This window comes from Winogradskyella algicola (assembly GCF_005869935.1).
Classification (GTDB): domain Bacteria; phylum Bacteroidota; class Bacteroidia; order Flavobacteriales; family Flavobacteriaceae; genus Winogradskyella; species Winogradskyella algicola.
This window is the reverse complement of the sequence record NZ_SZQF01000007.1, coordinates 54,131-76,564: the sequence shown is the minus strand read 5'-3', so window position 1 is coordinate 76,564 and position 22,434 is coordinate 54,131. Positions and strand designations below refer to the sequence as shown.

The 22,434-nt window shown below is 38.0% G+C and carries 11 protein-coding genes; 7 read left to right on the top strand and 4 right to left on the bottom strand.

Going from position 1 to position 22,434, the window contains the following annotated elements:
• Positions 1–23 precede the first annotated feature (23 nt).
• The 5 genes from FC091_RS11505 (at position 24) to FC091_RS11485 (ending at position 7,647) form a co-directional block, all read left to right on the top strand.
• Entirely contained in the window at positions 24–626 is a 603-nt protein-coding gene (locus tag FC091_RS11505) for an acyl carrier protein phosphodiesterase (protein WP_138434431.1), read from the top strand.
• On the top strand, positions 623–2,326 hold the full coding sequence (gene ggt / locus FC091_RS11500) for a gamma-glutamyltransferase (protein ID WP_138434430.1): 1,704 nt from the start codon (positions 623–625) through the stop codon (positions 2,324–2,326). The genes FC091_RS11505 and ggt overlap by 4 nt, the downstream gene beginning before the upstream one ends.
• Positions 2,327–2,560: 234 nt before the next feature.
• Positions 2,561–3,283, top strand: a complete 723-nt coding sequence (locus tag FC091_RS11495) for a T9SS type A sorting domain-containing protein (RefSeq protein ID WP_138434429.1) — start codon at positions 2,561–2,563, stop codon at positions 3,281–3,283.
• A gap of 298 nt (positions 3,284–3,581) precedes the next feature.
• On the top strand, positions 3,582–6,827 hold the full coding sequence (locus tag FC091_RS11490) for a S41 family peptidase (protein WP_138434428.1): 3,246 nt from the start codon (positions 3,582–3,584) through the stop codon (positions 6,825–6,827).
• An 88-nt stretch (positions 6,828–6,915) separates the two neighbouring features.
• Positions 6,916–7,647 (top strand): hypothetical protein, encoded by a 732-nt coding sequence (locus FC091_RS11485; protein WP_138434427.1) that lies wholly within the window; start codon positions 6,916–6,918, stop codon positions 7,645–7,647.
• Between the two features lie 112 nt (positions 7,648–7,759).
• Here FC091_RS11485 and FC091_RS11480 read toward each other — a convergent pair whose 3' ends face one another.
• Complete coding sequence (locus tag FC091_RS11480; RefSeq protein WP_138434426.1) at positions 7,760–8,284, bottom strand: hypothetical protein; 525 nt, start codon at positions 8,282–8,284, stop codon at positions 7,760–7,762.
• A gap of 365 nt (positions 8,285–8,649) precedes the next feature.
• Here FC091_RS11480 and FC091_RS11475 point away from each other — a divergent pair, with 365 nt between their 5' ends.
• Positions 8,650–9,636, top strand: a complete 987-nt coding sequence (locus FC091_RS11475) for an endonuclease/exonuclease/phosphatase family protein (RefSeq protein ID WP_138434425.1) — start codon at positions 8,650–8,652, stop codon at positions 9,634–9,636.
• Between the two features lie 18 nt (positions 9,637–9,654).
• On the opposite strand, the gene FC091_RS15225 is transcribed toward FC091_RS11475, so the two are convergent.
• The 3 genes from FC091_RS15225 to FC091_RS11465 all read right to left on the bottom strand — a co-directional run bounded on the left by FC091_RS15225 (position 9,655) and on the right by FC091_RS11465 (position 19,095).
• Positions 9,655–9,801, bottom strand: a complete 147-nt coding sequence (locus FC091_RS15225) for a hypothetical protein (RefSeq protein WP_171032513.1) — start codon at positions 9,799–9,801, stop codon at positions 9,655–9,657.
• A 2,548-nt stretch (positions 9,802–12,349) separates the two neighbouring features.
• Entirely contained in the window at positions 12,350–13,351 is a 1,002-nt protein-coding gene (locus FC091_RS11470) for a PorP/SprF family type IX secretion system membrane protein (RefSeq protein ID WP_138434424.1), read from the bottom strand.
• Between the two features lie 5 nt (positions 13,352–13,356).
• A complete protein-coding gene (locus FC091_RS11465; RefSeq protein WP_171032512.1) occupies positions 13,357–19,095 on the bottom strand; it encodes a PKD domain-containing protein in 5,739 nt (1,912 codons plus the stop codon).
• A gap of 465 nt (positions 19,096–19,560) precedes the next feature.
• Between FC091_RS11465 and uvrA the strand changes: the two genes are divergently transcribed.
• Positions 19,561–22,389 carry an excinuclease ABC subunit UvrA gene (gene uvrA, locus FC091_RS11460; RefSeq protein ID WP_138434422.1) on the top strand — a complete coding sequence of 943 codons (2,829 nt, stop codon included), beginning with the start codon at positions 19,561–19,563 and terminating at the stop codon, positions 22,387–22,389.
• Positions 22,390–22,434 lie beyond the last annotated feature (45 nt).

The following is a 22,434-nucleotide window of genomic DNA, read 5'->3' as shown; positions in this document are numbered from 1 at the left end:
TACGAATTTGTAAATTCGGACCTATGAATTTTCTAGCCCACATTTATCTATCAGGAGACGACGAACTCTTAACCATCGGAAATTTTGTTGCTGACGGCATTAGAGGTCGTAAATACAAATTGTATCCAGAAAAGATTCAGGCTGGGATTTTATTGCACAGAGCTATTGATACCTTTACAGATGCACATCCAATCTTTAGGCAAAGCACCAAGCGATTACACAAAAATTATGGGCATTATAGTGGAGTTATCGTCGATATTTTCTACGATCACTTCTTAGCAAAAAACTGGAGGCACTACTCCAACATACCTCTCGCAAAATACATAGACCATTTTTACCAAAGTCTTAATGACAATTTTGAAATTTTACCAGATCGCTTTAAACATTTAGCACCATTAATGATAGAAGGCAACTGGCTTTTGAGTTATGCTAAAATTGAAGGGATTCAACAAGTTCTAAACGGTATGAACAGACGCACAAAAGGCAAATCTAAAATGAATGAAGCTACTAAGGAGCTAAAAGAATACTATTCAGAATTTGAACATGAGTTTACCCTGTTTTTTGAAGAATTAAGAGCCTACAGCAACTCAAAACTAATTGAACTAAAAAAGCAATTCCAACTATGAAAAACCGCTTAGTAACATTATTAATTTTATTCAGTTTTATTGCTTGTAAAGATGCAGTAAATCAACATAAAACAGAGGTTAATACACGCGGAACTATTGCAGAAAAAGCAATGGTTGTTAGCGCCAGAAAAGAGGCTTCTGAGATTGGTGTGCAAGTTCTAAAGATTGGCGGCAATGCTTTTGATGCTATGATGGCAACAGAAATGGCTTTAGCGGTAACCTATCCTTATGCTGGTAATCTTGGTGGTGGTGGATTTTTGGTTTTTAGATTAGCTGATGGCACAAAAGGTGCACTAGATTACAGAGAAAAAGCTCCACTGGTTGCAACAAAAGATATGTATCTCGATGACAATGGTAATGTGATTAAAAACCTAAGCACTGTTGGCAGCATGGCAATTGGTGTACCAGGAACAATTGCTGGTATTTTTGAAGCCCAACAAAAATACGGTAAGCTCGATGTAAAAACCATATTAAAACCAATCATAGAACTAGCAAATAACGGTTTCATTGTTACCCAAAAACAAGCAAAGCGATTCGCTGCATACGATAGCATTTTCACTGAAGTAAACAAAAAACAAATACTATTCAATAAATCTATTAAAGCCGGAGATACAATAAGAAATAAAGCTTTAGCGCAAACACTTCAGCGCATTTCTGATCATGGAAGAAATGAATTTTACTTAGGAAAAACTTCAGAAATACTTGTATCATTTCTTCAATCTGAAGGCAGTATCATTACACTTGAAGATTTAAAGAAATATGAAGCCAAATGGCGAAATCCTGTAACTTTTGAGTATGACGATTTAACCATGACGTCCATGTCGCCGCCATCATCTGGTGGTATTTGTTTAGGGCAAATCATGAAAATGATTGAACCCTTCGATTTAAACGATTATGGTCACAACACTTTAAAAACCATTCAGGTTATCGTTGAAGCCGAAAAGCGTGCCTATGCAGATCGAAGTTACTATTTAGGAGATCCAGATTTTGTAGACATTCCTACAGAAACCTTATTGAGTGATGTCTATCTTCAAGATAGAATGAATAATTTCTCATTTGAAAAACCGACTCCATCTGACTCTTTATCGCATGGTAGTATTGTCGGTTATGAAAGTGATGAAACCACGCACTACTCTATCGTAGATCAATTCGGTAATGCTATTGCTGTAACAACGACACTAAATGGCGCTTATGGTTCTAAATTGTATGCCGAAGAATTAGGGTTTTTTCTTAATAATGAAATGGACGACTTTAGCAGCAAGCCTGGCGAACCTAACTACTTTGGGCTTATTGGTGCAGAAGCAAACAGCATTGCTCCAGAAAAACGAATGTTGAGCTCTATGACACCTACTATTGTAGAAAAGGAAGGAGAACTCTACATGACGGTGGGCACACCTGGTGGATCTACAATCATTACCTCTGTATTACAAACCATTCTTAATGTGCACGAATTTGGACTTACAATGCAAAATGCAGTTGATGCTCCACGTTTTCATCATCAATGGTTACCAGATGAAATACGAATGGAGCCAAATGTTTTTGATGACAAACGCATTAAAGAATTAGAAGCCTTGGGCTATACCGTCAACTTAAAGCGCTCCCCTGTTATCGGTAAAGTGGACGGTATTTTAGTTTTGGATGATGGCACACTAGAAGGTGGTGCAGATCATAGAGGCGACGATACTGCAGTTGGTTATTAGTCCTTCTATCATTCTTAAATACATATTTTAAGACATACCTAAGTGTCTATTTTAATGCCTACCTAATCATAATTTAATTGGTAGTCACCCAGTAATCTTAACGTGAAAAATTTTAATTTTTTTCTCAGATCATTTTTTTGTAAACATTCAAATAAAATTATTAATATTGCTCAACCCAAACTATTTTAAATATTAACAGTTGTATACTTAATACAACACAAAACCTACTTATTTATGAGAAAATTTTACCTTTTAACGTTTGCACTCGTATTTGCATTTTATGCAAATGCACAATTCAGTGGGGATTTTGCCCCAGCTAATTGGACACTTACAGGTACTTCTGCTGCTAGTGATGCCTCTGTTGACACCACAAATGCACCTACCTCTATTACTTTCAATGGAAACGATAGTGATTTTGGGGACTGCTGTGGTTTACAGGACGACTACACTGTTACCGTGCCTTCTGATGGATTAATTTCATTTACTTACGACTTTGTAAATCCAGATATTGAAGAATTTTATTATGTTATTAATGGTACGCAATCCCTAATAACTGTTAATACTGAAACTGGTACAGTTAGTGACATTACAGTATCTTCTGGTGATACTTTTGCGTTTAGAATCTACACTGACGACGATTGCTGTGGTAGAGGCATTGCTACCATCAGTAACTTTAGTTTCAGTAATACACTTGGTACTAATGATAATAATTTGTTAAGTAATACCGTAAAATTATATCCAGGTACTACCAATGGTACATATAATTTAGAATATAATGGTAATACGAACCTAGATAGCTTTAGCGTGTATAATATCACTGGTAAATTAATAAAAGTTATTAGCCTTAAAGATATTGAAACTACGTCCATTATCGACCTAACCAGCTTAAGCACGGGTGTTTATTTGGTTAATATTACTTCTACGGAAGGCGTTATAACTAAAAAGATTGTTCTGTAAATTAGTTTTAATTACGTTATAAATTAAAAGGAGCTTCTCGATGAGAAGTTCCTTTTTTTTTAAAACACAACTCAAAGATTTCCATTAATATCGTTTGCTTCAAAAAATTTATATTTCTGTTGTCTTAAAATTTTCGAAAAGATGGCCGCTAATTACTTAACTGATAAAATGTCTCAAACTTATATTAGAATTTTCATAAACCGTTTTAACGTTCTTTAAGAAAAAAATCAATTTGAAATTGTATCTTTAAGCTTCCCCATCACTACATGTTAATACACCAATAAAAAACCAACCAAAAATGAAACACGTTATCGTTACTCTGGCATTCTGCTTCTCATTATTTACATTTTCTCAAGGCACACAATTATTAAGACAACCAACACTTCATGGAGATGATGTCGTCTTTGTATATGCTAACGATCTTTGGAAATCATCCCTAAACGGTGGCATAGCAATACGATTAACCAGTGATGAAGGCTATGAATCCAACCCTCATTTTTCTAACGATGGAAAACTAATTGCCTTTACAGCGCAATACGACGGCAATGTCGATGTATTTGTGATGCCTGCTGAAGGTGGAGAACCAAAACGTCTTACCTATCATCCTGGTGGTGATTTTGTGCAAGGATGGACACCTGATGGTAAAGTGTTATTTCGTTCAGGGAGAGAAGCCCAGCCAACCATGACCAATAAATTTTTCACAGTCTCTACAGATGGTGGTTTACCGGAAGCGTTAGATATTACAAGAGCAGCTTATGGTGAAATGTCCCCAGATGGCAAATATCTCGCTTATACTCCTATTACAGGTTGGGATGCCGAGTGGAGAAACTATCGTGGGGGACAAGCAATGCCTATTTGGGTTGTAGACTTAAAAACAAAAGACCTAGTAAGAACATCGCAGCCAACAAAGGAGCGTCATTTAGATCCTGTTTGGTTAAACGGACTGGTATATTTTATGTCCGAACGCGATTATACCATGAACATCTGGTCCTTTAATCCTTCAACTAAAGAAGAAAAACAAGTAACGTTTCATAAAAAGTTTGATGTAAAAAGTTTAGACGCGAGTAACGATAAATTAATTTACGAACAAGGTGGTTATCTTCATGTTTACAATCCTTCAACAAACAAAACAAAGCAATTAAATATTGATGTTAAAGCAGATCTCAATTTTTACAGAACAAAATGGGATAATGTTTCTGCCAGACAATTAATAAACCCAAATGTTTCACCGACTGGAAAGCGTGCTATTTTTGAGCATCGTGGTGAAATCTTTACCGTACCAAAAGAAAACGGTACGTGGAAAAATATTACCAACTCTCCTGGTGTTGCTGATCGTAATCCTATCTGGTCGCCAAATGGTGATAAAATTGCGTGGTTTTCGGACAAAAGTGGCGAATACCAATTAATGTTAGCAGATCAAAATGGTGATAATACTGAAGCGATTTCGTTGCCAAATCCAACATTCTACTTTCAACCAGATTGGTCTCCAGATGGTAAGCACATCGCCTATACAGACACACATTACAACGTTTGGATTATAAATTTAGATACTAAAAAAGCGAAAAAGATTGATACAGATCGATATGCACACCCTAACCGTTCTATGAATCCTGTTTGGTCTCCAGACAGCAAGTGGATAGCATACGCAAAACAGCAAGACAATCATTTTAAAGCCATTTTTGCCTATAATATAGATTCTAAAAAAGTGATTCAGATTACAGATCCTATAGCGGATGCCATCACACCAGTTTGGGACGAATCTGGAAAGTACCTTTACACGCTGGCAAGTACCAATTACGGATTGCAAAGTGGTTGGTTAGACATGAGTAATTACGATCCTGCAGCCAATCTTACCAGAAGTTTATACGCCGTTGTTTTGAGTAAAAATGACAAGACACCTAACCTTCCTAAAAATGATATGGAAGAAGCTAAGAAGGAAAATGATGATAAGAAAGAGGATAATAAATCATCTGATGGTGTTACGGTAACAATTGATGAAGATGGCATTTTCGATAGAGCTGTAGCATTAAGCTTATCTGATAGAAACTATGTAGCATTGCTTAAAGGACCTGAAAACAAGGTTTTTATTGCTGAGGCTATTCCAAATGCTAGAGGACTAAAAGTACATGAGTATGATGTTGAAAAAGAAAAAGCCTCGGACTTTGCCGATAGCGTGTCTCAAATGGTAGCCTCTAACGACAGAAAATCCATTTTGCTTTCTCAGAATGGTAATTGGGTATTAACAGGTACATCAGCTCCACCAAAACCTGGAAAAGACAATTTAAAAATTGATATCAAAATAAAGTTAGATCCTAAAGCTGAGGCACATCAAATTTTTAAAGAAGGCTGGCGCTACATGAGAGACTTCCTCTATGTAGATAATGTGCATGGTGCACCTTGGGACGAAGTATACAAATGGTACGCACCTTGGATAGACCATGTACGTCACAGAACAGACTTAAACTACGTTGTGGATATAATGAGTGGTGAAGTTGCCGTTGGACATTCTTATGTTTCTGGTGGTGATTTCCCTGATGTAGATCGTGTAGCTGTTGGGTTGTTAGGTTGTGATTTTGAAAAAACAAATGGCAACTTCAAGATTTCTAAAATATATACAGGTGAACGTTGGAATCCTAATATTGATGCTCCTTTAGCAAAACCAGGCATTGCTATTAAAGAAGGGGATTACATATTAGCAATTAATGGAAAAACACTTGACAGTAAAACGAATCCTTATGCCTTACTAGAGCAAACGGCAGGCCGAGAAATTACTATAATGGTCAATTCAGAACCAACATTGACGAATGCTCGTAGCGTACTTGTAAAACCTGTAAGTAATGAACGCGGCTTAAGAAGTATAGATTGGATTGAAGGCAACCGTCGTAAAGTTGATGAACTATCTAATGGTAAACTCGCTTACGTCTATGTACCAAACACTGGTGGCGGAGGTTTTACAGCGTTCAACAGATACTACTTCGCTCAGCAAGATAAAAAAGGGGTGGTTATAGACGAACGAAACAATGGTGGTGGTTCTGCTGCAGATTATATGATGGACATTATGTCTAGAGAAATATATGGTTACTTTAATAGTAAAGCTGGTGATAAACGCCCTTGGACCACACCCATTGCAGGTATTTGGGGACCAAAAGTAATGCTAATTAACGAGCGTGCTGGCTCTGGTGGTGATTTATTACCATACATGTTTAAAATGAGAAACTTAGGGCCATTAATTGGCACAAGAACTTGGGGTGGACTTGTTGGCACTTGGGATACTCCGCGATTTATTGATGGTGGACGCATGGTGGCTCCTCGTGGAGGTTTCTATGATGTAAATGGCGAATGGGCTGTTGAAGGTGAAGGCGTGGCACCAGATATTGAAGTGATTCAACACCCTAAAGAAACCTCTAAAGGAAATGACCCACAATTAGAACGCGCAGTACAAGAAGCTTTAAAACTTTTAAAAGGCAATGAGTTTCAACTAAAACCAGAACCAAAAGCTCCTGTACGCTGGAAACGACCTAATGGTTACAAATCTGACAATTAATAGTACAACACATTACGGGTAATTCCGTTTTTTTCAAAACAACCTACTTTGAAAAAAACCAATTACTCGTAATGCTAAAAACCTTAAAATGTCAAAATCCTCAAAGTCCAAACGTATCTTTAAAATTATAGGAGGACTCATCGTGTTCTTTACATTACCTACCCTACTTTTCTTTGGGTTTATGTACCTCAAATACAACGAAGATCTGCCTCAAGGACAACAAGGGGCTAAAGCAGATCAATTGGCAACAACAATGCTCAATGCGTTAAATGAGGAAGCTTACCTTAATACGGATTATTTAGAATGGACTTTTAAGGGAGGACACCATTATAAATGGTACAAAACAGATAATACCTGTGAAGTATCATGGGATGCCATAACGGTAATTCTAGATTTTAATAATTCAGACAACTCAAAAGTCTTTGCTGGCCAACAAGAATATAACGGTGTAGAAAAACAAGATTACATCAATAAAGCTACGGACTATTTTAATAACGATTCCTTTTGGTTGGTGGCACCATACAAAGTGTTTGATAAAGGAACTGAACGTAGATTGGTAACATCCGAAGAAGGCAAACAGTCCTTACTGGTTACCTATACAAAAGGTGGCACGACTCCTGGCGATTCTTATCTTTGGCATTTGGATGACAACGGACAACCTCAAAGCTTTCAAATGTGGGTAGATATTCTACCTATCGATGGTCTTGAAGCGTCTTGGAACCAATGGACTACAACAGAAAGCGGTGCTAAATTACCAACAACACACAAGTTCTTAGTCTTTGACCTTGATATGGGAGACGTTAAAGGATTAAAGTTTTAACCCATTAGTACTACTGTATACTTGTACCATATTAATGAGACTACCAACTTATGTAAGGATTACTAGCTACCCAACACCAAGTACCCAACACCCAGCATCCAACACCTAACACCTACTTAGACCGCTGCCCTACAAACTGTTGGCTTTTCAGTTTAAACAACACATTAAAGCTCGTTAAACTTCCGTAGCTTCTGGTAATGTATTGCTGCAAATCAATTTTCTCTTGTTCATCAAGGCTACTAGAATTGATTTTCTGTTCCATCACGCGTAAGCGGTCACGTACCATGGTAATCTTGTGAAAAAAGGTATCTATTGGCAGTTCTTTACCTTGTAGATTAGTGTCACCAGGTTCAAGAATTAGCTTTCCACCTTTCCATTTATCGGCAATAGAGACCAACTCAGAGACATCAGACCATTTTTTCAGAATAGACTTCAGGCTTTTTTCAACCTCATAAAAACTTACGGTATCTACATCATCTTCCGCAGCTTCAATAACTTCAAAGTCGTCATCGAGCTCTAAGGTTTCTAATCCTTTATCTATAAACGTCACCCAATAGTGTTTTGACGTCACATTGGTTACGACTCCTTTGCCATGTTCTGAATGATTAATACGCGATCCTATTCCTAGTAATTTCATAGTCAACTTTATTTTTATCCGTTGTTTATTTTGATAAAACTCGTCAATTCGAGTGGATTTTATGATTGATAGAGCGTAAAATCTGCATCGAGAATAGAATGGTTCACTTTAAAATGGTTCTCGATACAATTTTTCGTGGCTCAAAATTACGCGAACTGATATTTGATTATAGTTTTGAAATCAAATGCAACGGGTTCATCATATGATTTTGTACAACAAGTATACTAAATCTCTATTACATTTCCACGTTGTATCACTGAATCTTACGTTACAATCCCCATTTTGTTTTTAGTCCAAAATCCACTACTTTTAAACATCCGCTATAACCAACTAATTATTAGCCGTATCCCGCAACAACAACTGATATGGACTACCACATTACATTCTGGAATTTAGAAAACCTCTTTGATATTGAACACTCTCCCAGGCGCACAGAAAAATTGCAACGTGCCATCGGCAGTGATGTTAAAGGTTGGGGACCAACCCAACTGAATCAAAAGTTGGAACAACTCAACCGTATTATTATACAATTAAATGATGGCAAAGGTCCTGATATTCTTGGGGTTTGTGAGGTTGAAAATGCCCATGTGCTTCATATGTTGATTCAGAAAATGGGTATGTTAAATCGAAATTATGCCTTAGTGCATGCTGACTCGGATGATCGCCGTGGTATCGATGTGGCCTTTATCTATGATGCGGATCTCTTTAGCGTGGAAGAAGAAAACGGTGAGCCTAAAGTTTTTGACCATTTTGTGCTACGTCGAACAGCCACCAGAGATATTCTTCAGGTTAACTTTTTAACCCACCATAGCCAAAGCCAACAACGTTTGGTATTGATAGCCAACCACTGGCCTTCACGCAGTGGTGGACAGTACGAATCTGAAGGGTATCGACAGATTGCTGGTGAAACGCTGAGTTATTTCCATCAGCGTATTAGGGAAATTCATGGTGATGATACGCCTGTAATGGCTATGGGCGACTTTAACGATGAGCCTTTTAATGAATCGCTCACACGTTTTGCAATTGCCTTACGCAGTAGAGCACGTGTGGTGCGTGGTCGTATTCCTTATTTCTTAAACCTTATGTGGTCGTTGATGGACTATGGTACTGCCAGTTTTTATTTTGGAAATAAGCCTAACATGCTAGATCAGTTTTTGGCTAACGAGAATATGCTAAAGAGCAACAGTACTATTAAGGTAGTGCCAGATTCTGTGAGCATTGAGCGTTTTCCAGAAATGATAAAACCTGGTGCCTATGGTGTCCCTGTTCACTTTGGTGGTATGGGTAAAAAGATGAACCTTAACGGGTTTAGTGATCACTATCCTATTTCGGTAAAGCTCAGAGAATTGTAGTGTTGCTCTAGTTACATACTAGATAAACATAAAGGCATCATCGTCCTTAACCGTCTTATTGGCGTCTTTAGCTTTTGGTGATAATTCCACCTTTGGCTTTGGTATATTTACGGCCTGAGGCCTGGACTTTAACAGTCTTAATCTTAATTTTTGTAATGAGTTCATAGCACTTGTTTTTAATATACTAAAGATACGGCTATAAAGGCACATCTAGACGTCTTAAATCATTAGAAATAATACATTTAGCGTTTTGTTAACATTAGAGTATTTCACAATTACTGATGAGTTATTGTACGCATTTATTTTATGGCAAAAACAAAACTACTTCTCAATACATTCAAAGGTTTGTAGTCGGAACACCTGTCTGCACTCAAACAGGGACGGATAGCTCAGTAACTACCGTCACTTCGAGTGATTTGCGAAACTATCGAAATCAAAATACATTTTGATTGAAGATACCTAAGCGAAGCTTAAGCAAATTGTATCGAGAAGCGAGTCATTTGCTAAACTATCAAAATCAAAATATAGTTTTAATGATAACACCTTAAACACCCCTACCGTCACTTCGAGTGATTTGCGAGGCAACGAGTAAATTGTATCGAGAAGCGAGTGATCTACGAAACTACCAAAATCAAAATATAATTTTAAGATAACACTCTAAACACCCCTAGCGTCACTTCGAGTGATTTGCGAAGCATGAGCAAATAGTATCGAGAAGCAAGTGATTTACAAAACTATCAAAATCAAAGTATAGTTTTAACTGACAATACCTTACAAGGTAAACCGAAGTGTCATTACGAGAAGCGCAGCGACGCGGCAATCTGTTTTTTATTAACTCAATTACGCTTTTGTCATTCCGTACTGTCCCACTGAGCGCAGTCGAAGTGTGACACGGAATCTGGTTTTGAGTTTATAGCTTTACTATCTATTTCTTAACGTTCATTTTGTCTTGACACAAAACGAACCAAAAAGTCAAAACGATTTGTAGGAAGTTGCTAAAGCACCATTCGCTGATAATTGAATATATCTATCCTTATTAGAATATAATGTTCAATACTTGATATAAATCTCAATTATACTTCGCGCTCATTACTTCTTAAAATCGTTGTTTCCGACCTTGTCGGAATCGCAAGTACGATGCTATTTTGATAATATACTCATAAAGCGTCATTGCGAGCAAGGCACGAACACGGCAATCTAACCATCTAATAATCTAAACCCTAAACACCCCTTAGCGTCACTTCGAGTGATTTGCGAAGCATGAGCAAATTGTATCGAGAAGCGAGTGATTTGCGAAACTATCAAAATCAAAATACATTTTGATTGAAGATACCTTACAACTTAACCCAAACCGTCACTTCGAGTGATTTGTGAGGCGACGAGCAAATTGTATCGAGAAGCGAGTCATTAGCGAAACTATCAAAACCAAAATATAGTTTTAAGATAATACCCTAAAAAAGCCTAGCGTCACTTCGAGTGATTTGCGAAACTATCGAAATCAAAATACATTTTGATTGAAGATACCTAAGCGAAGCTTAAGCAAATCGTATCGAGAAGCAAGTCATTGGCAAAACTATCAAAATCAGAATACATTTTAAATAATGATACCTTACAACGCAAACCGAAGTGTCATTGCGAGAAGCGCAGCAACGCGGCAATCTGTTTGTTATTAACTCAATTACGCTTTTGTCATTCCGTGCTGTCCCACTGAGCGCAGTCGAAGTGTGACACGGAATCTAGCATTGAATTTATAGCTTTGCTCTCTATGTCGTTACGTTCATTTTTGAAGCACCAAAAATGAACCAAAAAGTGCTTCGCTGCAAGAGGAAATCACTGCGTGCCACTCGCTCTAGTACATGTAAGGCATAGAGTTAATTGTAACCCTAACTTTCAATCCTTGATATTGCTTACAAATTTGGTTTTACAGCTCGTTATTTCTGCTTTCAGCGGTTTCCGACCTAGTCGGAAGTTCAAGTGCGATGAGGTGTTGATTATATATTTATGAAATGTAATTGCGAGCAAGGAACAAACACGGCAATCTAACCATCTAAAAATCTAATAATCTGGCAATCTAAACCCTAAACACCCCAACCGTCACTTCGAGTGATTTGCGAGGCGACAAGCAAATTGTATCGAGAAGCGAGTGATTTGTAAAGCATAAGCAAATCGTATCGAGAAGCAAGTCATTTACGAAACTATCAAAATCAGAATACATTTTAATTAATGATATCTTACAACGTAAACCGAAGTGTCATAGCGAGCAAGGAACAAACACGGCAATCTAACCATCTAATAATCTAATAATCTGGCAATCTAAACCCTAAACACCCCAACCGTCACTTCGAGTGATTTGCGAGGCGACAAGCAAATTGTATCGAGAAGCGAGTGATTTGCGAGGCGACAAGCAAATCGTATCGAGAAGCAAGTGATTTACGAAACTATCAAAACCAAAATATAATTTTAAGATAATACCCTAAATACCCAAAGCGTCACTTCGAGTGATTTGCGAAGCATGAGCAAATTGTATCGAGAAGCGAGTGATTTGCGAAACTATCAAAATCAGAATACATTTTAATTAATGATATCTTACAACGTAAACCGAAGTGTCATAGCGAGCAAGGCACGAACACGGCAATCTAACCATCTAAAAATCTAATAATCTAACTACTAATACCTAACACCTAATACCTAATACCTAACAACTAACCACTAACTACTTCTTCCGACTACGATCCGTATTACAACGTCTACAACGCGACAAATAGGTCATAGACAACTCATACACCCCATCAGTACGACCAATATTTGAGGTATTCTTATCATAGGAAAAACCAAATCGAAAGGTTTGATACTCAAAACCTACAAAGGCATTAACCGAAGTCAATAAATGAGCATTACCATCATTACGCGCAGGATTCGTTGCTGCCGTGAGGCCTAACAGAATAGCATCAAGCTGAAATATAGTACCAACATCCAATCGGTTATAAGGCCCTTGCACCATAAGGTTAGTCGTCATCATAATGGTATTATCATGTAAAAACGGAAACAGAACATTTCCATGAAACGAATAGAAAATATCAAGCGGTAACTTTTCACCTTCAACAATGGATATATTAGGACGATTAAGGTGTCTTACCGAACCTCCAATCCAATAGCTGATATCATTAAAAGTTTGGCGTTCAACAATAAAACCTGCATTAATATCTAAAAAGTAAATACTATTCAATCGGCTTGCTAGTGGATCAACCGAAACAGGATTGATAAACCCTGAATTAATATTAATCTGATCGGCTAAGGTAAGATTCCTAAAGCGGTTACTCTTATTCCCTACTCCCACCTCTATAGCTGGTCTAAAATACCAGCCATTATTAAGATTAATACGATGGGCATAGTTAAGGTTAACCTGGGCGTAATTATAATTATTAAACGATTCGTATTGCCAAACGGCATTGATACCAACACCAAAGCCAAGACTTGGACCATAATCATACGACTTATTCACATAGGCATACTGTGTGTGTATTTGCAAATCGAGATTAGGCCATTGCACACGACTCAAAATACCAGCCGCAATACGGTCGTTATCCTCAAAACCAGAAAAGGCAGGATTTAACGTTTCTTGTATATAATTAGACTGTGTAAAAACCGGATCTTGAGCGCTAACGGTCCAACAGAATATAAGTATAATAAAGGTAAATATGGGTCTTAAAGTCATAAGGTTTATTTTATAAATACAAAGGCGCCTTGGGCTGTGATGGTTTTACCATAAAAGGTTTTGGCACTAAAGGTGTAATAATAATTGCCGTTTTCAGCAACCTCATCATTAATCTTACCGTCCCAACCCGTAAAATTAGCATCGTCTTCAGTATAGATAAGACTGCCCCAAGTATCGTAAATATTCAATTCTAAACTATTGAGGCCTTCATACACAGGCCCAAAGAAATCATTAATGCCATCCTCGTTTGGTGTAAAGGCATCTGGCATAATTAGTTTATAACCTTGCTCTATATACAAAGTAATGACGCGCTCATACACACATCCAAAAGGATACGTTACGGTTTGTGTAACCACATACGAACCTACAGCACTGTAGGTATGGGTTGGATTTTCCTCTCCTGAAAAACTACCGTCACCAAAGTCCCATAAAACACTGAGATAATCACCTGTAGCCAAATTGGTAAAGCTAATAGGATCTGAAATTGAATACACACCAAAATTGCTAAACCCAAATGAAGACAACTCAAAATCAGGATCACCAAGTACAGGAATATCTACATTAAGACTATAATTGGTGGTACAACCTTGTGCGTCGGTGACTTCAAGCAGTACCAAACCATCAGCATCGGTTGTCATAAGTTCATTATTAGCACCACTCACAGTACCACTAGACCAGTTATAAGTAAATGGTGGTACTCCACCACTGGCCATAGCCACAAAGGTTTGGTTTACGGTTTTGGTATCACAATCCACTTCAGATTGGGTATCCACATCCAAAGTTAAAGGCTCAAAACGGTTAACATCCCAACTGCCCTCGATGCTACAAGCATTAGCATCTGTGACCGTAACTACATAGGTGTTTGGTGGTATAGCCGTTAAATCTTCCGTAGTCGCTCCATTAGACCAAGATACTGAGAATGGTGGTGTACCGCCTTGTATTAATAGGTTGATAGCACCACTATTGGGATCATCACAATCTAAAGCATCGGTAACATTGGCAGACAATTGTAAAGGTAAGATGTTAAAAATGGTAAAACTTTCCTGAATCACACAAGGAGTACCATCCGTAATAGTAACACTATAGGTACCTGGTGCTAAGTTATTACGCTCTACTCCTGCTGAAGTATCATCGTCCCAAACCACTGTAATAGGATCTAAGCCGCCTTGAAAATTAAGTACGATACTGGCATCATCTTCACCAGCGCAGGATATCTGTGTCACTACAGGGTCAATGAGAAAAATTGGCGCTTCATCTATAACAATGGGAAACGCACGCACGCAATCCTCAGCATCGGTAATGGTAATAGTATACGTACCTGCGGAAAGGTTGGTCTGACTCATGCCTGTACCAAAATTACTCCAAGCCACATCATAAGGTGCTACACCTCCTGAAATATTATTAATGGTTATAGACGCATCATTGTCACCATAACATTCTATTTCTGTAGTCGTGACATCGATAGTGATTTGATCATTCTGAATAATTGTAACACTTAACGTATCTGTACAGTCAGAACTATCGGTTACCGTTAATGCATACGTACCTGCTAACAAGTTAGCGATATTAGCTGTAGTGCTTGTAAATCCATTAGGCCCTGTCCAACTATACGTATAATCTGGTCGACCACCAACAGTTGAAACCTCAATGGCTCCTGTAGCATCACCAAAACAAATAACATTAGTCTGACTTTGTAAAGTCACATCCAATAATGGCGGTTCTTCAATTACAAAAGTTGAACTGATAGGTCCACAAGTATTGGCATCGGTTACCGTAATAGCATAAGTGCCAGGTTCTAAACCGCTTAAATCTTCATCACTAGAAAACGGATTACCATTACGTGTCCAATTATAGGTATAAGGTTCTGTACCTCCACTGACGTCAATACTAATCTCGCCATCATTGGCGCCAAAACAAGATATGGTTTCTGGATCGAAATTAACGGCACTAAAAACAAGTTCATCAGGTTCGGTAATTGTAAAGCTTTCATTATATGGACAACCACCATCATCAAGAATATCTAAAGTATATGTTCCTGCTTCTAGGTTTGAAATGTTTGTCGCACTACTAACAAAACCGTTAGGACCAGTCCAACTCACTTGATAGGGATTCCCTGATGTAAAAGGCACTCCACCCGTAATTGTAACACCAATAGAGGCATCATCCGAATTGAAACAACTGTTGTTAAACACTGTTGAAGCCACCGAAATGGAAGGGTTAACTGTTACTACAACTTCAAAATCAGCACCAATACAACCATTGGCATCTGGTGTAACCGTATACGTCACTGTTGCCGGATTAACCGTTGTATTTTCTAAAAATTGAGAAATAGTAGCACTTGCTGTGGGTTGTGCTGATGCACCTGTAATACTACCAGCAGGATTCACAACAGGATTAGACCAAGTGTACGTTGTCCCTACCGGAACCACATTAGTAGCAATAGTTTCTGGCAAAAATTCAAACGTATTGCCACTACATATTAAGACAGATCCATCAGCAATACTTGGTGTATTGTTTACAATGATTTCAGAAACATTTGATATAATTTCAGAACAACCACCTGTGTTAAACGTGATGATAACATAGTAATAGGTTGTACCTACAGTATCTACTATAGGCTGATATGTATCTGTTGTTGCACCAGCAATAGCAGTACCTGTGGTTGTATCATTCACGGTATTAGCATACCATTGATAACTCGGTGTACCTGTGCCATTAGTGTAAGCCGCACTCAACGCTGCTGTGGTATCGCCTAAACACAACTCATCAGAAAGTGGTTGTGTTGTAAATTGAGCAGCTGCAGTGACCTCAACTGTGGCGACTGAACTCGTCACCTCACAACCAGATACATCTTGGGTTACAATACAGTAATAAAAAAATGTACCCACCACATCCGAAGGTGGTGTATACGTCGCTGCTGTCGCACCTGCAATCGGTGTTCCAGTCGTTGTATCATTAACAGTGTTAACATGCCATTGGTAAGAAATAGTCCCTAAGCCACCAGACACCTGAACGTCTAAAGGATCGACATTGGTATTCTGACAAACACTTTGCATTCCAAAATCAGGACTTGTAATCTCTGGATCGTCTACCACAATAACTTCGGAGACTGCACTCACTAAGCCCGAACAACCACTACCTGTAAAACTCACCTCAACATAATAATAAAATGACCCTGAAGTCATAAAAACAGGCGGAGTATAACTTGCTGATGTTGCACCTGCAATAGCAGTACCTCCTGTATTAGTATTGGCAGTATTACTGTACCATTGATAAGTTATAGTCCCTGCTCCTCCAGTAAGATTAACCGTAAGCGCTTCTGATGTTCCACCTACACAAATAGACTGTGTCGGTATTGGCTCTGTATCGATTTGCGCAATGGCTTCTACTGTAATTTCAGCAGTATCGGAAATAATTTCATTACAATCTCCTGTAGTAAACGTAATTACCACATAATAATATAGTGTACCAACACTATCAGTTGGTGGTGTATATGTTGGTCCATTAGCTCCTGCTATGGCTGTACCACTTGTATTGTCATTAACTGTATTTTCATACCATTGGTAACTTGGAGTACCTGTACCTTGATAGCTTACTGATAAATCATTTGGTGTACCATTAAGACAAATGTCTTCGGGTTGCGGTTGCATATCTATAAAAGGTGCTGGCTCTACAGTGATGGTAAAATTCACGGATGGCCCAACACAACCATTGATATCTGGCGTTACAGTGTATATGAGATCTATTGGAGTACCCAAAGTGTTGATAAGTGTTTGTGCCGGAATAGTATCTCCTGTGCCATTTGGAATGAAGCCTGTAAGACCTGCTGGATTGTTAGACGTCCATGTATAAGTCGTATTCACATTATCTGACGTAAGAACTATGGCACTACTATCATTACCAGAACACAACGTTTGATCAAAATCGGTATTGGTTAGCGTTGGGCTTTCATTGACTGAAAAGTCTTCAGTAACCGTAGCAGTACCACAAGCATTAGTAACACTAAACGTCACGGTATAGTCGCCTGGTGTGGCGTAGCTAATCGTTCCTGGATCTAAGAGATTAGATGTGGCTGGTGTACCGCCAGGAAACGACCAACTATAGGTTATGGTATCGGTGGTTGGCGCACAGGTAGTCACCATAGCTGTTGGATTAAAACTAGCCGCACCACAGGCATCAGCGATAGGATCAATACTAGCAACTGGAGGTGATTTTACGATAATTTCTACAGGAACACTATCAATGGTACCACATGAGTTTGTACCTTGTAATATAACCTCATAAAGCCCTGCATTATTAAATTGTATTTCAGCATTTAAAGAATTTTCATTTGTTCCATTTATAAAACTATAATTACTCCCTACTCCACAAAAATCTGGGGAATAATTTATTATCCATTCATACTCTGGTACTCCACATTGATTTGCTTCATCTGTTGTATTATTAAGAGCAATACTGAATGGTGCACATCCCTCCATAGTATTTGAAGTAAAAGAAGGAGCAAGAGGTGGTTCAATACATATATCCTGAGAATACTGAGACTCATCACAAGAAAAATTATCTCCCAAAAGTGTTACTGTATAATTTCCTGGTGAAGTATACGTATGGTTGACACTTTCATAACCATTTGTAATCATTGTATTTCCATCACCAAAATCCCAGGTAAATCGAACATTTTCAGCACAATTAAAGCCGAAACCTCCTTCTGAGGTGTTATCAAATTGTACCGCATTATTTACACATGCTATATCTGGAGCATCAAAGTTTGCTTCCGGACTAATAATAATTAAAATATTTGGCAAGGTTGCTGGGTTGGGATTGGGTGCACAAGCATTCCTGATCCACATTCGCACCACAAACTCGTTAGGACAGCTAGATTCTTCATAGGCATGCGGTATTACCGGGAAAGGCGCTACTCCACTAGGATCAAAAGCTAGTAAGTCTGCCTGAGTGTATGTTACGGTATTACCATCACCAAAATCTACTTCGTAGGTCGTATCCGATGTATTATTGCCCCAATTAGTAATTTCAAACTGAATGGGTTCGGAAGGCGCACAAAGATTTTGAGTATTCCCTGGACCAGAAATACCTCCAGAAGGATTTGTTGCATTTCTTACAATGTATCGTTCCGTTGTACTACAACCATTATCTCCAATTGCTGTAATATCCATGTTATATGTCCCAAAACCAACATAGTTATGAGAAATTGGAAACGTAACATTAGTTTCGGTATTACCGTCTCCCCATTCAATATTGTAAGAACTGATACAAGCTAAAGAACTAGAGTTGTTACCAACCTCTACTAAAAATTCAGTACTAGTACTAGTATTCCCACAGTTGTTAAACTCACCAGCAACACCAGGATTTGTGTCAAAAAAAGAGATATCTGGTGCCTCAAGAATAGTTATCGTTTGTACCAAGGTTGCTGAGTCGCCATTATCATCTGTAACAGTAAGCGATACATCAAAATTTTGAGTACCACAGCCCTCGGCGGAAAAGGTATGCGTTGGATTTGCCGAAGTTGAGGTTTCACCATCTCCAAAATTCCAAGTATAGTCAAAAGGTTGATCACCAGTCACTGTAGAGGTAAATAAAACAGGTTCGCCAGAACAAGAATTATTTGTAAATGTAAAATCAACCGTAGGAGGATCTTGAATAGATGGTCGTAATTCTCTAATTTTATTAAAAGCCAAGGCGCTTGAAATCACAAAAAGTATGATTCCAAAGCTGGCGTACTTTTTCAAACTCATAATTGATTAATAGCTAATTATCAAGGGTTAAAATAGAAAAAAATATATAGCATGAAATATCTAAACTGTTATTTTTCGTTTAGATTACTATAATTCCTTTAAACGGTAACACTCTAATGCTAAATTAGTTATAGCTTCAGCGTAAAACTATACCCAGTAAAGGGGATATCTAAATTTAAAATTGCCTTTAGTATTGCCAATGGGGCCATATGGATGTAATTTATAACGATCTCATATCAAAGTCGAGTCTATCTCGGGTCTAATTCGGGTCATAAGCGGGTCATATTCGGGTCAAGGGGTGTTTTTTCTTACAGGAAAATAGAAAGGACAGTAAGTCAATAAAAGATGAAGCTTAACTAAAAACTAACAGCTTAAGGACAAAACCTTCACACTAAATTAACATCTAAAAATTGTACCTTTGCAACTTTGCTAGAAATAAAGAAGAAGCGATAACCATCTATGAGCCATTTCGACGAGTCTATTGAAGTAAAAGGTGCACGTGTCCACAACCTAAAAAACATTGATATTAGCATACCAAGAGAAAAATTGGTGGTAATTACAGGGCTTTCGGGTAGTGGAAAATCTTCCTTAGCATTCGATACTATTTATGCTGAAGGGCAACGTCGTTACATCGAAACCTTTTCGGCTTACGCACGTCAATTTCTAGGTAATTTAGAACGTCCAGATGTTGATAAGATCGATGGCCTGTCACCAGTAATTGCCATAGAGCAAAAAACAACAAGCAAATCGCCGCGCTCTACAGTCGGCACCATTACAGAAATATACGACTTTTTGCGCCTACTATTTGCCAGAGCCGCAGATGCCTACAGTTATGAAACTGGTGAAAAGATGGTAAGTTATAGTGACGAGCAGATTAAAGACCTCATTCTGGAATCTTACAGTGGCAAGCGTATCAATATCTTATCGCCTGTTATTCGTTCTCGTAAAGGCCACTATCGCGAATTGTTTGAGCAAATTGCTAAGCAAGGGTTTGTTAAGGTACGTACCGATGGTGAGATTGTAGACCTTGAAAAAGGCATGAAACTAGATCGCTATAAAACCCACGATATAGAAATCGTTATAGATCGTTTAAAGATCGATGATACGCAGGACAACGAAAAACGTCTTATGGAGTCCATCAATACAGCCATGTATCATGGAGACGATGTACTCATGGTCATAGATCAAGACACCAATCAACCACGTTATTTTAGCCGAAATTTAATGTGTCCATCTTCTGGAATTTCATATCCTAACCCAGAGCCTAATAACTTCTCTTTTAATTCACCTAAAGGGGCTTGTCCTAATTGTAATGGTATTGGAGAACTTTATGTAGTTAATGAAAAAAAATTAGTGCCAGATGAAAACTTATCTATAAGAAACGGTGCCTTAGCACCTCATGGCCCTGAGAAAAAAAGCTGGATTTTTAAGCAATTCCATACCATAGCACAACGTTTCGACTTTACTTTAAACGACCCTTGGAAAGACATTCCCAACGATGCCAAACACATGATTCTCTATGGTGGTAAGGACAAATTTGCTGTAGAAAGTAAACTGCTTGGGGTGACCAGAGATTACAATATAGATTTTGAAGGTGTTGCTAATTTTATAGAAAATCAATACAAATCAGATTCTACATCCTTAGTGCGTTGGGCTAAAGAATATATGGATAAAGTAGAGTGTGACGTTTGCGAAGGGTCTCGTTTACGGAAAGAATCTCTCTATTTTAAGGTTGATGGCAAAAGTATTTCTGACCTGGTTAAAATGGACGTTGTAGAATTAGCCAAATGGTTAAAAGGCTTAGAAAACAGACTTTCTAAAACACAACGTAAAATTTCTGAAGAAATCATCAAAGAAATAAAAGCACGTACGCAGTTTTTACTAGATGTAGGCTTAACGTATTTAACTCTCAACCGTAGCTCTAAATCACTTTCTGGTGGAGAAGCGCAACGTATTCGATTGGCAACACAAATTGGTTCTCAACTTGTAGGCGTCCTATATATCCTAGATGAACCTAGTATCGGATTGCACCAACGGGATAACGAAAAACTAATTAACTCTTTAGAATCCCTTCGTGATGTAGGTAACTCCGTAATTGTGGTTGAACACGATAAGGACATGATAGAACGTGCTGACCATGTCATTGATATTGGTCCTTTTGCTGGTAAACATGGTGGTGAGATTATTAGTGAAGGAACTCCAAAAGAGTTATTATCTCATAACACCTTAACTGCCGACTATTTAAGTGGAAAAAAAGAAATTGAAATCCCAAAAGAACGTCGCAAAGGTAATGGCAACAAAATTGTTCTGAAAGGCTGTACAGGTAACAACCTAAAAAACGTTAATGTAGAATTTCCATTAGGAAAAATGATTGGAGTTACTGGTGTTTCCGGTAGTGGTAAATCTACTTTAATTAACGAAACCCTCTACCCTATTCTAAATGCTCATTTCTTCAATGGAGTTAAAAAACCGATGCCATACAAAAGCATTAAAGGTTTAGAGCACATCGATAAGGTAATAGACATTAACCAATCGCCAATTGGAAGAACACCAAGAAGTAATCCTGCAACATACACTAAAACGTTTGATGAAATACGTAAGCTATTCTCGCAAATACCAGAAGCTATGATTCGTGGTTATAAACCAGGGCGTTTTAGTTTTAACGTAGCTGGTGGTCGTTGCGAAACATGCCAAGGCGGAGGATTGCGTGTTATAGAAATGAATTTTCTACCAGACGTATATGTAGAGTGCGAAACATGTCAAGGCAAGCGTTTCAACCGTGAAACATTAGAAATTAGATACAAAGGTAAATCTATTAGTGATGTTTTAGATATGACTATAGACGAAGCTGTAGATTTCTTTGAACACATTCCAAAAATATATCGAAAACTAAAAACCATTAAGGATGTAGGTTTAGGATACATTACCTTAGGACAACAAAGTACAACCTTATCTGGTGGCGAAGCCCAGCGTATTAAATTGGCGACCGAGTTGAGTAAGCGCGATACTGGTAATACATTTTACATCTTAGATGAGCCCACAACAGGACTTCATTTTGAAGATATTAGAGTGTTAATGAAAGTTCTGAATAAACTGGTAGATAAAGGAAATACTGTTTTAATTATTGAACATAACCTCGATGTCATTAAAACTGTAGATTACATCATCGATATTGGATACGAAGGAGGAAAAGGCGGCGGACAAGTTGTAGCAAAAGGCACCCCAGAGCAAATTATAAAAGACAAAAACAGCTACACAGCAAAATTTTTGAAGAAGGAATTGAAATAACACTATATTGTGCCTCAATAAACTAATAAAAAGACATCTACATAA

Coding starts and splice junctions, on each gene's coding strand:
- FC091_RS11505 (WP_138434431.1), top strand. CDS start 24: ATGAATTTTCTAGCCCACATTTATCTATCAGGAGACGACGAACTCTTA.
- ggt (WP_138434430.1), top strand. CDS start 623: ATGAAAAACCGCTTAGTAACATTATTAATTTTATTCAGTTTTATTGCT.
- FC091_RS11495 (WP_138434429.1), top strand. CDS start 2,561: ATGAGAAAATTTTACCTTTTAACGTTTGCACTCGTATTTGCATTTTAT.
- FC091_RS11490 (WP_138434428.1), top strand. CDS start 3,582: ATGAAACACGTTATCGTTACTCTGGCATTCTGCTTCTCATTATTTACA.
- FC091_RS11485 (WP_138434427.1), top strand. CDS start 6,916: ATGTCAAAATCCTCAAAGTCCAAACGTATCTTTAAAATTATAGGAGGA.
- FC091_RS11480 (WP_138434426.1), bottom strand. CDS start 8,284: ATGAAATTACTAGGAATAGGATCGCGTATTAATCATTCAGAACATGGC.
- FC091_RS11475 (WP_138434425.1), top strand. CDS start 8,650: ATGGACTACCACATTACATTCTGGAATTTAGAAAACCTCTTTGATATT.
- FC091_RS15225 (WP_171032513.1), bottom strand. CDS start 9,801: ATGAACTCATTACAAAAATTAAGATTAAGACTGTTAAAGTCCAGGCCT.
- FC091_RS11470 (WP_138434424.1), bottom strand. CDS start 13,351: ATGACTTTAAGACCCATATTTACCTTTATTATACTTATATTCTGTTGG.
- uvrA (WP_138434422.1), top strand. CDS start 19,561: ATGAGCCATTTCGACGAGTCTATTGAAGTAAAAGGTGCACGTGTCCAC.